The 14,874-nt window shown below is 49.4% G+C and carries 14 protein-coding genes; 3 read left to right on the top strand and 11 right to left on the bottom strand.

All coding sequences use genetic code 11. The features are described 5' to 3' along the window. Positions 1-4: 4 nt before the first annotated feature. The 9 genes from O59_RS19495 to O59_RS19455 all read right to left on the bottom strand — a co-directional run bounded on the left by O59_RS19495 (position 5) and on the right by O59_RS19455 (position 9,450). Positions 5-904: an AraC family transcriptional regulator gene (locus tag O59_RS19495; protein WP_007645825.1), complete on the bottom strand. Its 900-nt coding sequence runs from the start codon at positions 902-904 to the stop codon at positions 5-7. A gap of 50 nt (positions 905-954) precedes the next feature. After that, a complete protein-coding gene (locus tag O59_RS19490) occupies positions 955-2,148 on the bottom strand; it encodes an MFS transporter (RefSeq protein WP_040393621.1) in 1,194 nt (397 codons plus the stop codon). A 7-nt stretch (positions 2,149-2,155) separates the two neighbouring features. Then, positions 2,156-3,184, bottom strand: a complete 1,029-nt coding sequence (locus O59_RS19485; protein WP_007645823.1) for an alpha/beta hydrolase — start codon at positions 3,182-3,184, stop codon at positions 2,156-2,158. A gap of 201 nt (positions 3,185-3,385) precedes the next feature. Next, on the bottom strand, positions 3,386-5,056 hold the full coding sequence (locus O59_RS19480; protein ID WP_007645821.1) for a family 43 glycosylhydrolase: 1,671 nt from the start codon (positions 5,054-5,056) through the stop codon (positions 3,386-3,388). A 125-nt stretch (positions 5,057-5,181) separates the two neighbouring features. Continuing rightward, positions 5,182-5,634, bottom strand: a complete 453-nt coding sequence (locus O59_RS19475) for a hypothetical protein (RefSeq protein WP_007645818.1) — start codon at positions 5,632-5,634, stop codon at positions 5,182-5,184. 145 nt (positions 5,635-5,779) lie between these two features. Then, on the bottom strand, positions 5,780-6,934 hold the full coding sequence (locus O59_RS19470) for an AraC family transcriptional regulator (RefSeq protein ID WP_007645817.1): 1,155 nt from the start codon (positions 6,932-6,934) through the stop codon (positions 5,780-5,782). A gap of 93 nt (positions 6,935-7,027) precedes the next feature. Then, on the bottom strand, positions 7,028-7,657 hold the full coding sequence (locus O59_RS19465) for a methyltransferase (RefSeq protein WP_007645816.1): 630 nt from the start codon (positions 7,655-7,657) through the stop codon (positions 7,028-7,030). A gap of 204 nt (positions 7,658-7,861) precedes the next feature. Then, complete coding sequence (locus tag O59_RS19460; RefSeq protein ID WP_040393620.1) at positions 7,862-9,079, bottom strand: M56 family metallopeptidase; 1,218 nt, start codon at positions 9,077-9,079, stop codon at positions 7,862-7,864. Positions 9,080-9,084: 5 nt separating this feature from the next. Continuing rightward, entirely contained in the window at positions 9,085-9,450 is a 366-nt protein-coding gene (locus O59_RS19455; RefSeq protein ID WP_007645813.1) for a BlaI/MecI/CopY family transcriptional regulator, read from the bottom strand. A gap of 210 nt (positions 9,451-9,660) precedes the next feature. Here O59_RS19455 and O59_RS19450 point away from each other — a divergent pair, with 210 nt between their 5' ends. Both O59_RS19450 and O59_RS19445 read left to right on the top strand, forming a co-directional pair. After that, positions 9,661-10,557, top strand: coding sequence for a LysR family transcriptional regulator (locus tag O59_RS19450; protein ID WP_007645812.1), 897 nt, complete (start codon positions 9,661-9,663; stop codon positions 10,555-10,557). A gap of 136 nt (positions 10,558-10,693) precedes the next feature. Next, positions 10,694-11,788 (top strand): NADH:flavin oxidoreductase/NADH oxidase, encoded by a 1,095-nt coding sequence (locus O59_RS19445; RefSeq protein WP_007645811.1) that lies wholly within the window; start codon positions 10,694-10,696, stop codon positions 11,786-11,788. Between the two features lie 120 nt (positions 11,789-11,908). On the opposite strand, the gene O59_RS19440 is transcribed toward O59_RS19445, so the two are convergent. Next, positions 11,909-12,733, bottom strand: a complete 825-nt coding sequence (locus tag O59_RS19440; protein WP_007645810.1) for a TlpA disulfide reductase family protein — start codon at positions 12,731-12,733, stop codon at positions 11,909-11,911. A gap of 98 nt (positions 12,734-12,831) precedes the next feature. Beyond that, entirely contained in the window at positions 12,832-13,824 is a 993-nt protein-coding gene (locus O59_RS19435) for an LLM class flavin-dependent oxidoreductase (protein ID WP_007645809.1), read from the bottom strand. A 424-nt stretch (positions 13,825-14,248) separates the two neighbouring features. Between O59_RS19435 and O59_RS19430 the strand changes: the two genes are divergently transcribed. After that, positions 14,249-14,707 carry a hypothetical protein gene (locus O59_RS19430; protein WP_157152657.1) on the top strand — a complete coding sequence of 153 codons (459 nt, stop codon included), beginning with the start codon at positions 14,249-14,251 and terminating at the stop codon, positions 14,705-14,707. Positions 14,708-14,874 lie beyond the last annotated feature (167 nt).

The following is a 14,874-nucleotide window of genomic DNA, read 5'->3' as shown; positions in this document are numbered from 1 at the left end:
AAACTTATCTGGCTTTTACATCTTGTGCGGGCGGCTTGCCAAAATAACGTGAATATTCGCGGCTGAATTGTGATGGGCTGGCGTAGCCTACGCGCAAGCTGGCGGTGGTTGCATCCATCATTTCAGACAGCATCAGACTTTTGGCTTCTTGTAAGCGCAGGGCTTTTTGGAATTGCACCGGGCTCATGGAAGTGATGGATTTAAAATGGCGATGGAAGGAGGATTCACTCATGTTGACAAAACGTGCCAGCTCTTCAATGTTCAGCAGCTCGGCATAATTTTCTCTGATCCAGGAAATTGCTTTTACAATTTTCCAGGTTTTGGATTCCGCTGCGCCTATTTGCGCAACTGATGCACCCAGCGGGCTGCAGAGTAAACGAATAAAAATTTCATCCAACACTAATTCAGACAGCAATTGCAGTTCTTTGGGCGTGCGCAATAATTCAATCAAGCGAATCGCGGCAGCAACAATATGTTGATCCGAGTGGCCGACGTGAATGCCATTGGCATCACTTGTTTTGGGCAGGCCACGCGGAAATACTTTTTGCATCAGGCCAGCAATTTTTTGTGGCGACATATCCATCACCAAACACAAATAAGGTTCGCGCCTGCTTGCTTCCACTACACGCGCCTCCACCGGTAATGCCATGGAATAAACCACCATGCGCGATGGATCATACTCGTAGATTTTATCACCCAGAATAACGCGCTTGGCTCCTTGTGCAACCAAACAAATTCCCGCCTGACTCATCACATTAATCGGTTCCGCATCCACCGCTGAGCTACGGAATACTCTGACGCCGGGAATCGGCAAATCAAAGCAGCCGTCGTGCGGTGCATAAGTCGCAATCAATTGTGCGAGCCGGGCAATTGCCTTCAGATCGGGAGTCTTGTCGGTATTCATAGGTGACCGTCTCTTGTATTTATTCAACTACAAAAAATAAAAAGTGGATTTCATGCGTGCGCCGGTTGTGCGTGAGCGTCTTTTTGTGTGACACGCTTCCAGGTAATAAAAGCCATCAGGCTCGCGCTGAAAAGAATCACTGCACTCAGGCTAAAACTGCTGGCAATGCCGTAGGCATCAAATACCCAACCGCCCGTTGCAGCACCCAAGGTGATCGCTAATTGAATCACTGCCACCATTAATCCACCGCCTGCTTCCGCAGAATCAGGTAAGGTTTTACTGAGCCAGGTCCACCAGGCGACTGGAGCGGCGGTGGCGAAAAATCCCCAGAGCGCAATCAGCATAAATGTAGCCACCAACGACGCGCCCAATAAAATTAATGCAAGCGCGGTGAGCATCATAAAAAAAGGTGTGGCAACTAAAATGCTGTATAGCCGATTTTTTAACAGCCGCCCTACCACCAAGGTTCCTATAAGCCCACAAAACCCCATGACTAATAACAGCAGCGATAATTGCCCGACATCAACACCCGTCACTATTTCCAAAAATGGGCGCAAATACGTAAACAACGCAAATTGCCCGATAAAAAATAACAGCACCGACAACATGCCCAGCACCATTGGCCACCGGGTTAACAACATAAATACATTAGTTGCGGATTTATGTTGTGCACGCGGTGGCAGCGAAGGCATGCTGTACCACTGCCAAATAAATGCACTCAGGGCGATGGGTACAATACAAAAAAAGGCACCGCGCCAACCAATGATCCCGCCGAGAAAACTGCCCAGTGGTGCGGCAATGGTCATCGCCAGCGCATTGCCCCCATTAAGAATAGCCAAGGCTTTAGGAATGGCATTTTCAGGAACAAGGCGCATAACAACCGCCGCCGACATCGACCAGAATCCGCCAATACAAATTCCCAACAGGGCGCGCCCACATAGAATTAAAAAGACATTGGATGAGAGTGCAACCAGCGCTGCCGAAATGGCGAGTAACGCGGTAAAAAATAACAGCAGGCGGCGCCGATCTGTATTGCCGATCACCGAGGTTAATAACAAGCTGGTTAGCAAAGCAAAAAAGCCCGAGATGGCGATAGTCTGCCCCGCTTGCCCTTCGGTGATCGCAAGATCAGCCGCCATGGGTGTTAACAGACTGACCGGTAAAAATTCTGCCGCGATCAATACCATCGCGCAGAGTGACATAGCCCACACTGCGCTCCATGAAGGTTTGGTTGAGTTAGTCATCACCGACCTATTGCAAATTTTCGCGGAAGAAACGGGTTAATTTTTCAAATGGAATTAACTCGACACGATCGTAAAGATCTACATGGCCAGCGCCGGGAATTTTGACCAGCTCTTTGGGCTGACCCGCCAACCCATAGGCCGCTTCACTGAACTCACGGGAGTGCGCTTCAGCACCGGTGATGAACAACATCGGGCGCGGTGAAATCGTATCTATGTCATTGAACGGGTAGAAGTTCATGAACTTGATATTACTGGTGAGTGTTGGGCGGGTGGTGGTTTGCGCGGACGCGCCTGCAGGTGTGAATTCACCGCGCGGTGTGCGATAAAAATCATAAAACTCGCGCTGAATGGGGTGGGTGTCTGCTGTTAATTCAAGCACGGTGCCACCGGTGTACTGCATTGCGCCGCCGGTAAATTCCACGTAACGCTGCTCGGCAGCGGCTGCAATAATCTGTTTGCGCTGCGCCAGGGTTTGTGAGTGATTTAATGCATTGCGGTTGGCCGAACCCATGTCGTACATGCTGACGGTGGCAATGGCTTTCATGCGCGGGTCTATTTTAGCGGCACTGATAACAAAACTGCCGCTGCCGCAAATACCAATTACCCCAATGCGATTGCGATCAACAAACGCGCGGGTGCCCAAAAAATCCACCGCTGCACTGAAATCTTCGGCGTAAATATCGGGTGATACTGCATTGCGCGGCTGCCCTTCACTTTCACCCCAAAATGACAAATCGAGGGACAAGGTTACAAAGCCCTGTTCCGCGAGTTTTTGCGCATACAAATTAGAACTTTGTTCTTTAACCGCGCCCATCGGGTGGCCGACAATAATCGCGGGGCTTTTGGTGTTTTGATTAGTATTTTTGGGAAGATAAAGATTCCCGGCGACGGTCATCTGGTATTGATTTTTGAAGGTCACCTTCTGCTCGGTTACCTTGTCACTTTTATAAAAATTGTTTGCACCATGGGACATATCAGCTCCTATTGCAGTAAATGAGCTGACCATTAATGCCAGCGACAGAATTAGCTTTTTCATCGGTATCTCCAAAGTCAGGAACCCAAAGAGGCTTATACCTCTTTGATTTCGTTGGCGCGGATCAACCCACAATCAGCAAACTGTATCGCTGGTTTTTGATTGAGCGCTTAACGATATTGCACGGTTAATCTATCCCTACCGAGCGCGGCAACCTTGCCTAATACCGTCAAGTTATTGCTTCATACTTGCTATCGTAAAAAATCAGGCCGTTTTGGTTTCACTCAATGCGCGATATTGAAAGTCACGCAGCTGCACTTTTCCGCTGCCCGCGCAGTAAATGCCCACCCTCAAACTCAAAAATCCGCCAAACACATTGTGGTTCAAACCCGACACTTCCATACGCGTTGGGTGACGTGTCCAGCTGCGGCCTGCATCTTGTGAATATTCGTAGGTGATGACCTGATGATCGTTGGTGATGCGCATGCGCAGGCTGCGGGTTTTTATTGGGATGCGCGCCCAGCTTTGCTCCTCGGCGTATTGGAAACTTTTAATTGCCTCGGCAGTAAACCCCATGCCCACAAACGCTTTGTGGTTGTAAAACAGCAGTAAACCCGCTTCGGCATCGCCTTCCAGTTGCAGGCTTACTTCCACTTGATAAGCACGATCTACCACACCGCAAGTGAGTGGTGAGGAATCCACCGGTGAATTACCGGCCGCGGCTAATTCCAGCACTTTTTTACCGTAGCCTACCCGCGCTAATTCATTGGCGCCGGGGTTGTGAAATGCCCATTGGGTGCCAAATTTGTTGCGGGAGAAATCGTCCGAGAGCGCGGCGCCACTCGCGCTTGTTTTGCCATGGCGCGGTTTGGCGATGGGCTGCGACAAGTCACCGCCTTTGGCGTGAAACCAGCCGTCGTCCGTCCACTCGATAGGTTCAAGCAAGGCTTGGCGACCAAGGGTTCTAAAACCGTTTTCGTAGCCGTGGTATACCATCCACCAATCGCCACTCTTGCCGTCCACAGAAGGCCCTTCAATCACAGTGGCGTGGCCGCGCGACCACCAGGGTTCGGCTTCCGATAAACTGCGCACCAAGGGGTTGTGCGGGCAGTGCTCCCAAGGACCGTGAATGGAACGCGAGCGCGCGGCAATCACCATATGGCCAGTGACTGGGCCTGCGGTGCCGCCCACCGCCGTGACCAAATAGAACCAGTCGCCGCGTTTGAACAACTTGGGGCCTTCAGGGGCGAAGTTTTCCACAATCCAGTGATCCGGGTAGACCCAAGGGCTATAGGCTGCTTGCAACTCGCCGTCGGTCGCCAAGCCGTCATCGGTCAGGCGGATTTTGCGGATGCCATTCACAAACAAATATCGTTTGCCGTCTTCACCCACCATGTGGCCGGGGTCGATGCACCCCTCAATCTTCAGGTCGATAGGGTCGCTCCAGGGGCCATTGATATCGTCCGCCCAAATCACATAGGTCGACCAGGGCTTGCCGTCGGTGAGCGCGGGAATATAAATGTAATAGCGGTCGCCATGCTTGCAGATATCCAAGGCCCACACGGTGCCGATATTGCGCGTTAAGGCTGCACCAATGGGCGCCCAGTTCACTAAATCCGTCGAATGCCAAAGCACAATGCCAGGGTAAGTATTGAACGACGAAAAGGTCATGTAGTAATCATTGCCATCTTTGAGGATGGTAGGGTCGGGGCGATCACCCGCAATAATCGGGTTGAGATAAGTCCCGTTGCCCAAATCCGCTTTGCGCTGGCCTTCAATCCCCCGGCCCCATTGCGGTTTGTAGGGAACGCAGGGCGCGGGTGATGAGGTAGTTTGCGGCGAAGCAGCTTGGGCACTGGTCAACAATGCCAAAGGCGATGCCACAGCACCGGCCAAACAGGCTTTGAAAATATCTCTGCGGGTTGCATCAAACATGGTGTAACTCCCGTGCGTAGCGGATTGGTAGAAGTAGCGAATGGGTGTGAGCCGCGCATTGCTGTAAATGACGGAATAAACAATGGCGGAATGAACAATCGCGCAGCAGAAATGCGCGCGGAAACTTAACTGACGTGAGCGCCATGCAAGACGCGGTGATCCGCAATCAAGGCGATGTTATTTTTCATGCGAGTGAGTGTGCCGCTGGCATTGGCCACCAAGCGGTTGTGTTGTTTATCCACGGCATAGATACGACCGCTGTAGGAGGCATATCGGTTATCCACAGACTCCACCGTCGCCGTCGCCACAAATTGCTGCGCCAGCGAGCCATCGTGAAAACTGACTTCAAATTCGGAGGCCGCGCAATAGCCCAGCACCTCGTGACCGGCCATACGAGCGATGCAATCCAATGCACAACCCAGCGCACTGGTGGTGTAACTGGCCTTGGCAAATTCCGTGCGCAACTCCAGGTTCAGGCTAACGCTGCCCGCCTCGTAATCAATGACACGAATGGCAAAAAAGAGATTGGCCGAATGGTTAAGCAGAAGGGGTTTAATGCAATCTGGCAGCTCACGCATAACTACAATTCTTATCAGGTTGCCCAGTAGGTAAACCCAGTGTAATCAGCGCTTACAGCGCGTGGTGACGCTTTACCTAACATTGCTATCGGATAGCAAAAGTAGAAATATTTTTTATTTTATTGTTAATTTTGCCGCTGCTCACTTACGTTTTTTTACAAACGCTCTTAAAGGTTTTGGGGGTACATCCGTACTCTTCCTTGAACAGCTTGTTGAAGTAAGACACATTTTTATAACCCACGGAATTGGCGATCTCGCCCACATTGGCCTCGGGCTTTTCAGCAAGCAGGCGCGCCGCTTCGGTTAACCGCAGCTTGTTCAAATAGCTGGTAAAGGTATAACCCAATTCGGCTTTGAGAATATCGTTGATCTTGGCGCGACTGATCGTGATTGCCTCCACCATCGCATCCAAATCCAATTCGGCATCCGCATAGCGGGTAGCCATAAAATGTAAAATGGCCGTTTTTTCTTTATCCCTCAGCGGCTCTACTGACAATTGTTGATAGGCGATTAAGGGTCTGTCGCGCTGCTGTTTATCGGCCAGGCTCGCCACCAAACTGCGGGTGTATTGCTTGAGCAACCAGAAACCATAACCACCCCATGCCAACAGCAAAAAAACCGCCAAGAAATACAGGTAGCGCCAATCGCGGCCACAGAGGGTGATGTTGTTTAACAGCACGCTCACCTGGGTATCGGTAGGAGTTTGAAAAGTGCTGCCAAAGGCGATACGCGGCACCCGGTTGAGCCGGTAGGCCTGCTGTGCCAGGTCGAGCTTGTGCAAGTCAAACCACCATTGCGGTGTTTCAAGGTGCGTGAGATCCACCGCAATGCGCGACCAAGCTTGATTGCAAGAGAAAAACGCCGAGGGCGCACGATAAGTCACCAGATCGTCGGCAACCGTCACCCCCTCCTCAAAGGTCAACACACTCATCAGCATGGTATTGGCGGGCGAACATCTCACGTTGAACGAGAGGGAATCATAAGCAGTTAGATCAACCCATGTCGGCGCGCCGGCGGCATCGATAAATTCCAGGGCAACTTCGGCGTAGGGGTATTGGGCTTTTTTGACGACGGTGAAATCAAAACTCAGGCTGAATTGTTCATCGTTGATAGTGACCGATGACTCACCGCCATCCTCCACATCGGTGCGTGGAACCGCCCGCCAGATCAACTCGCTTTGACCAGCGGGCACTAAAGGCAAATAAAGGTAGGTGCGGCTGACACAAGCGTAGCCAAGCAGCAGGCTGAGCAATAGCAAACACATGCCGCTGATAAATACTTTGGTATAAAACTCTTGCATTGCGCTGCAATGACCTCTGGCGAGAAACTGACTAGCGGGCAGTTTTCTCACCAGCGACGGGAGCAGCACTGCCACCCCGCCAGTGTAACCCCATCAGTCGTTCAAGGTCACAATCATCAAACTGCCTTCAAATTTTTTCGGCTGCAGCGCCAGCCAAATCAAATGTTCGGTGGGCCATTTTTTATCGCACTTATCAATCAAGTCCAAAAATGGCTGACGGCCAGGGTCGGCCAGCACCAGTTTTTTTACCCCGGCGGCAGCGGCACGTTTGAGCATAGCAAACCACTCATCGGCCAGCTCATCCCAAAAACAAATATCGCCGCCCACAATCACATCGTAATTTTCCAAATCCCTTTTTTTCATCTGCTTCATGGAGCAGATTAACTTTTGAATTTTCACCTCGTTCAAATCGGCTTGGGCCTCTAAAAACGGAAACACATCGTTATCCACATCCATGCCCGTCACCTTGCAGCCTTTACGCGCAAAGAAAATCGAGGTTGGCCCCCAGCCGCAGCCCACATCCAACACCCGGGTATTTTTGCGCGGGCGATGCTCGGTAAAATAATCCATCAACAGATAACTGGAATCCCAATGGCGATCACCGTGCACACTGGGCGTGACTTGCTTTTTAATCTTCTTCAGGGTCGGGTGCTTGTCGGTAAACAACCAAACACCGTAAGCACCAAGCGTATGTTTCGCGGGCGGAGCGATAAGTTCAGGCACGTTTTTTCCTTCTTATTTGCAATAGTGTTTAACCAACCCAATTTATGCAGCAATATCCAGGCCGATTGTTACAGCAATAAATTGATACAGCAATAAACAGGTTGATGGGTTGCACAGAAGTATATGAAGGATTTGTTACTGTTTCTTTAAAGCCCAATTTGACTAACAGGCTCCGGCCACAGTGAATGACCAGAGCCATATTTGTCAGCGGAAACTCTGAATAAGTGGAATGACTTTATCGCAGGACTCCGCCTCAAATCGCAATGAAACCAATTCACCTTGCACGTCCTGCTCCACGGCCGCCGCGGTTCCGCACTGCTTATTCACCTCCGCCATAACGTCAGCCAACGGTTTATTGTTCATCTCCAGGGTGACTAGTTTATCGCTGGCAGCTTCGCTCACTTGTGTCGCAGGCTCACTACCGCCCTGAGCATTAACGCACACGCTCACTACACCGCCGGTGGCGATAAGCAGAAACATCGCAAGAAACGTACTTTTTACACTGGCGGTTTTGTGTGGCTTGGCAAAAAGACGGGTGATGCGATTCAGCAGTAATTTGTCTCCCTGAATACCAAGCGCGGGTTTTAGATTGTTATTCATATCTGCAAACTCCTTTAAAGTATTGGCGAATAAAAGTGGATCTTGATTAACACTCACAGCAATGTCGTCGCACGCATGCTCACGCTCCTTATCCATTTGGCTGGAAATCCATAAAAAGAAAGGGTTAAAAAACAACAGGGTTTTGCATATTGCTTGCATTAGCGACAACACGTAATCATTGCGCCGAACATGCCCCAGCTCATGCAATAAAATCGCTTCTAATTGCAATTGATTCATACGCAACAATAAACCTGCCGGCATGAGCACTACGGGCTTCAAATGACCGATAACACAAGGGAAGGAGACCAGTTCAGAGAAGCGCAATTCCACCGATTTAGTAATTCCCACCCGCTGGCATAAATTGCTAAAAATATGCTGCCAGCGCTCCGGCGTTGCAATCAGCTGTGCGCGTTTGAGCTGCTGACAGTAGCGATACGCCAGCAGGGTTTTAAGCGTGTAAACACTAAATCCCAAGATCCACAGCAGCACCAGCGTATTAATGTACCTGTTCAACAAAGCGATGGGATCAAACACCGCCGGGTGTAATGCGTTAGTGGTTTGCAGTGCACCATCGAGCACGAGCGGCACAAGCTCACTGCTTAATGACATGTAGCGATAAAACGTAACCGCACTCGCCAACACACAACACAACATAGCTACCAACGCGATGAAGTAACGAAAATTCGCGCTGTACTGCCGAGTGGAAAATAGCACTAGCGCGCAGCCACCTGCGATAAGGGCGCACTGCCACAGCGAGTGTAATATCGCCCAACCAAGGGCGAACACCCATGGCTGTTGCATAAATTCATGTATTGTTGTCATAGCGATCACTCCATTTTCTTCAGAAAATCTTTAATTTCATTTAATTCCTTTTTGGATATTTTTTTATTGCCCAGCAATTGCATTACCAATTGGGATTTGGAGCCACCAAACACTGTGTCCAGCAGCCTATCCAACATCGAATTTTGGGTATCAGCTTGTGCCGACTGCGGAAAATAAATATGGCTTTTGCCATCCTTCCGGCGCCCTAACATGCCCTTTTGTTCCATGATTTGCATGGTCTTTAAGGTGGTGGTGTAACCAACTGGTTTTATTTCACTGAGCTTATCATTTACCTCTTTCACCTTGGCTTCACCAAGGCTCCACAGAACTTGCAATACCTCCAGCTCAGCAGGTGTGGGATTAGTCATCATAACGCCTCAACAATTAAACTACGTAACTCTTCGTAAGAATATATACGAAGAATTTCGTAGTTGCAAATTTAATTACATTTTTACCAAGAACTCACCCAAAGCAACAATTCAACAGCTACCCTATTACGTTGCATAAACCTCTGCGCTGGGATATAACAAAACCACTTCCCCGCCAACCACACCCGACGAACGCCCACGAGCACCAACCCCATGCGCGATATAAAAACCGTTGATTTGAATTTATTAAAAGCATTGGATGCACTGCTGGATGAGCGCAATGTGACGCGGGCGGCAGCGAGGCTGTCGCTAACCCAACCGGCGATGAGCGGCATGCTGACTCGCTTGCGTGAGAGCTTTAATGACCCCTTATTTGTCCGCTCCCAGCGCGGTGTTGTTCCCACCGAACGTGCGCTGGAATTAGCCGCGCCAGTCAAAAAGGTGCTAGCGGAAATTGCTGTATTGCTCACAGCCACCGAATTTGATCCGCTCACAGCACGGCTGACCTTATCGATAGCCGCGACCGACTATGCCTTGCAAGCGGTTGCTGTGCCCTTTGTGTTGGAGCTGAAAAAGCGCGCACCCAATATTCGCGTGGCACTACTCCCCATTGAAAACGAAAGTTTGCAGGCGCAGTTGGAACGCGGCGATCTGCAACTGGTTCTGTTGAGCCCGGCAAATAGCCCACCGGATTTGCATGCACGCCGCTTGTTCGACGAAGAATATGTGTGCGTAATGCGCAATGAACATCCCGCCGCAAAAAAAACCTTATCTCTCGATGAATTCTGCCGCCTCGAACACGCGCTTTTCTCCTACAACGGCGGCTGCTTTAGTGGCGCGACTGACGAAGCCTTGGCAAAAATCGGGCGCGAGCGGCAAGTAATGCTCTCGGTAAAATCCTTTTTGGTGATGACCAATATCGTCCGCGCCAGCGACTTGATTTCCGTGGTTCCGAAACGGTTGGTCGAACACCTCGATGGACTAGCAACACAAGAAACTCCGCTGCCGGTTGAAGGTTTTACACTGGTCGCCGCATGGCATGAACGCACCCACAAAGACCCGGCGCACCGCTGGATTCGCGATTTATTGTTTGAACTGTTTGCGGTGTAAATCGGTAGCGGCCCCCACTCATAAGCTCAGCTTATGACGAAGATAATAAAAGCTGATTATTTTTATATCTTGCCAGCCATTACTCTAGGCGCCAAGCCTCGTGATTCGGGGAACGTGTTTTAGCCTGGAGAAACTCATGTCCGCTCTTTTTAGCCGTTTTAAACTGAAAGATATTGAATTGCGCAACCGCATCGCCGTACCGCCCATGTGCCAATACATGGCCACCGACGGCTTCAGCAACGATTGGCACCTCGCCCACTACAGCAGCATTGCGCGCGGCGGTGCAGGTTTGGTGATCGTGGAGGCAACCGGTGTATCGCCTGAAGGGCGTATCTCTCCCAACTGCCTCGGATTGTGGAGCGATGAACATATCGCGGGCCTTGCACAAATTGCCGCTGCCATTAAAAAAGCCGGTGCAGTGCCGGGAATCCAGATTGCTCACGCTGGCCGCAAAGCCAGTGCCAATCGCCCTTGGGAAGGTGATGATCATATTGCCGAAGGCGATGCGCGCGGCTGGCAAACCATTTCGCCCTCGGCAATTGCCTTTGGTGGCGATTTAGACAAAGTGCCGCGGGAAATGTCGCTGGCCGATATCCAGCGCGTGACTGCCGATTTTGCCGCTGCCGCACAACGTGCACGCGCCGCCGGTTTTGAATGGTTGGAATTGCATTTTGCCCACGGTTATTTGGCGCAAAGCTTTTTCTCCACCCACGCCAATCAACGCACCGATGAATACGGCGGCAGCCTGGAAAACCGCAGCCGTTTTTTATTGGAAACTCTCGCTGCTGTACGCAACGTCTGGCCACAAAATTTACCGCTCACCGCACGTTTTGGTGTCATCGAATACGATGGTCGCGATGAAGAAACTCTGGCCGAATCCATCGAACTCACCCAACAATTGCGCAAAAATGGTTTGGATATGTTGAGTGTGAGTGTCGGTTTCTCCACACCCAATGCCAACATCCCTTGGGCACCAGCGTTTCTTGCGCCCATCGCCGAGCAAGTGCGCAACCAAGCCGATATGCCCGTGGCCTCCGCCTGGGGTTTCAGCACACCGCAATTGGCTGAGCAGGCCATCGCCAATAAACAATTGGATCTCGTGATGATTGGTCGCCCGCATTTGGCCAACCCGCACTGGCCATATTTTGCGGCGAAAGAATTGGGCGTAGAAAAATCCGCGTGGGTTTTACCTGCACCCTATGCCCATTGGCTAGAGCGGTATCGCACATAATATTTTTGAATCCCTCCCAGCCTCCCTTTTACAAAGGGAGGAGTTGGACTCCCTTCTTTAATAAAACTCCCCTCTTTGAAAAAGAGGGGCCGGGGGAGATTAATAGTATTTGTCGACAGATTATTTTTTGGATTTAAAAACCGCTAATTTTTGCATCAAGGTCGCGCGCGACAGCTGACCAACATGGCCGTCGACTAATTTTCCCTGCTTATCGTAAATCAGCGTGAGTGGCAAACCGCGATTACCGGAAAATTGACTGAACTGACTTTGTGCATCCAACCACACCTGATCAAAGTGCAAATTATTTTCCAACAAATATTCACTCACCACTTCAGCCGATTCACCTTGATTCAGCAAAATAAATCGCCCCTGCGGAAATTCATGTTGCGCCGCTGCTAATACCGGCATTTCGCGGTGACACGGCGGGCACCAGGTCGCCCACAAATTCACTAGCGTAAACTCGCGCTGCGCATCGGTTTGCAAACTGACGGTTTGTGATGAACGGGTTTCATTTGCCAATGTTACAAAGGTTAAATCCGGCCAGAGAGACGGCGGGCGCAAATAACTTTTTAACAACACATAACTGCCACCGGATAATAGTGCGACCGGCAATATTATTTGCAACAACCACTTCCGCTGTGCAGGGCGCCGATAAACCAACCACGCGAGATACACAACCGCCGTAATCAGCGCCGCGTAAATATCCACACCGCGATCACGAATATCCAGCACGGCCCAACCATTATCGCGATAGGCATCAAGGTGCAGCAGCACAAACACCACACGCCCCACGACAAAACTTGCCAGCACCAGCTTTAAAAAAACATCGCTCACATCAAACGGCGCGCGCAGTAATTTACTGAGCAGTGCAATAAGCAACCCTGCCGCCAATAACAACAGCGGCACCACCGGCACACTTGATCCAAACAATTGAACAGCTTCCATTATTTATTCCTGTGATGTGTACGACCAAGTAACCCGCAAGGAGTGCAACGGATTGCGGGCGAATGTGGAATTGTTGTTTCACATCGCCTTAAAAAGGTTTAACGCAAGTGCTCTTTAATACGCGCCAGCGTTTCCAATGTTTGAATACGTAAGTCGCGGTCGTATACATCAATCGTAAACATAAATTCATCAATCGCGAGTTCATCGCGTAATTGTTGCAAGCCATCCAGAATTTGTAATTCATCGCCGACTTGGGCGAGCGCTAAAAATTCTTCCACATTGTGTTTTTCACCCGCAGACCAATTTAATTCCTCTGGCTGCACCGGCGGGCACAACCACAAAGGTTCGCCGCGAAACAACGCTGTAATACGCTGAAAGCTGGTAGTTGCATTAAACATCGCTTGCGCTTCTGTCTCACTCCACACCACTGGCAAACCCAAAATAAAATAGGGTTTTTGCAAGTGCGCCGAGGGTCGAAATTCTGCGCGATACCGTTTGAGTGCAGCGCGCATATACGCGGGCGCAAAGTGCCCCGCAAATGAATAAGGCAAACCTAATTGCGCAGCGAGTCCGGCACTGTAAAGACTCGAACCCAAAATCCAGATAGGCACCTGCGTACCTTCACCGGGCACTGCACGCAAACGCTGGTGTGGTTGACTCGGTTGTAATAATTGTTGAATCACCTGCACTTCTTGCGCAAAATTTTCTGCCGCTGAATCATCGCGTTTTAATGCACGACTGGTAACAGGATCAGTTCCCGGTGCGCGCCCCAAACCTAAATCGATACGGTCGCCATACAGTGATGCAAGCGTGCCAAATTGTTCCGCCACAATCAGCGGCGAATGGTTGGGCAACATAATTCCCCCGGAACCGACGCGCAGGCGCTGTGTATTCCCCGCAATATGCCCAATCAACACCGCCGTCGCCGAACTGGCGATGCCCTGCATATTGTGATGCTCCGCCAACCAAAACCGTTTAAACCCCAACGCATCCGCCGCCTTGGCATAAGCCACCGCGTGATTAAATGTATCGCAAGGAGTTTCATTGACTCGCACCGAGGCGAGTTCGAGCAAAGAGAATTCAACAGACATAACCACCTCACCTAACGAATATGCTGCTATTTTACGGCTAAACCATCAGCGTATGGCTTTATCTGCAGCAGCTTATTAATTCTTTACCTGTGTAATAGGCGGTAATTACCGTTGCACGCGAAATTTGTTATTTAGGTTATATGTGCTTCAATCATTGGATTGATTTGGGGAAATGCGAGCACCTGTAGGTTGTGGCGGGTCGCGTAGATTGAGTTTACGAACCGCAACAGATACAAGGCAACGATGTGCCCGACGCGGCTGCTGAAGTAATATAAAGATAAATTAGGCCGAAGTCGTTTATCACTTATTGTGTGACGATAAAAAAGCCATTTAAAATGGGCGCGAGCCTACTATTGAATTGATATTCTTCAATAGAAAACTGAATAATAACGGTTTTGGATTTTTAATATGCTGTGAGACTGAAATGAAAATGAAGACAATAAAATGGACAGAGACATTTGAATTTTCTAAGGCAAGAGCATCAGAATTTAAAATTACACCGCAAGGTTATTTAAAACTATTTTTGTTTTACTTATTTATGTTCTGTAGTTTAGGGCTTTTTATAAGTGTTCATGGCATTATTCCAACGATTCTTGGCGCTATTGCCATGTCGCTATTTTTTCTGATCCTTACATGGGCACTAAATTTTATACCCCAATCGGTTTACATTAACAAAAATGGTATAGGATCTGGAAAGACATTAACACCTTATAAGGAAATCAAGATGGTAGTCATAGGAAACATGAATTTAAAGGGAAAAGCATTTAATATTATAAGTGTTACCACACTTAAAAATACTCAACACATATATGGGTTGTCTGAAAAAATAAGCCGACAAGAATTATCAACTACCCTTACAAGGCTGGGTGTAAATGTACAATAAGCCTAACGGCTATTGTGATTCAATTTAGCTGGGAAAAACTGAAGAAAAGTTGGCTTTTTTGGTTATCTATCTTTCTAGTATTTTTAGGGTTTTTTTTATCCTTTTATTAGAGAACAGGTTTTAATAGATAGCTGCTTAGATAACGTTGGTTCTTGGCAAGCAATATA

Origin of the sequence: Cellvibrio sp. BR, from assembly GCF_000263355.1 — a bacterium.
Taxonomy (GTDB): Bacteria; Pseudomonadota; Gammaproteobacteria; order Pseudomonadales; family Cellvibrionaceae; genus Cellvibrio.
Note: the sequence above shows the minus strand (reverse complement) of the source record. Positions and strands in the feature narration are given on the sequence as shown.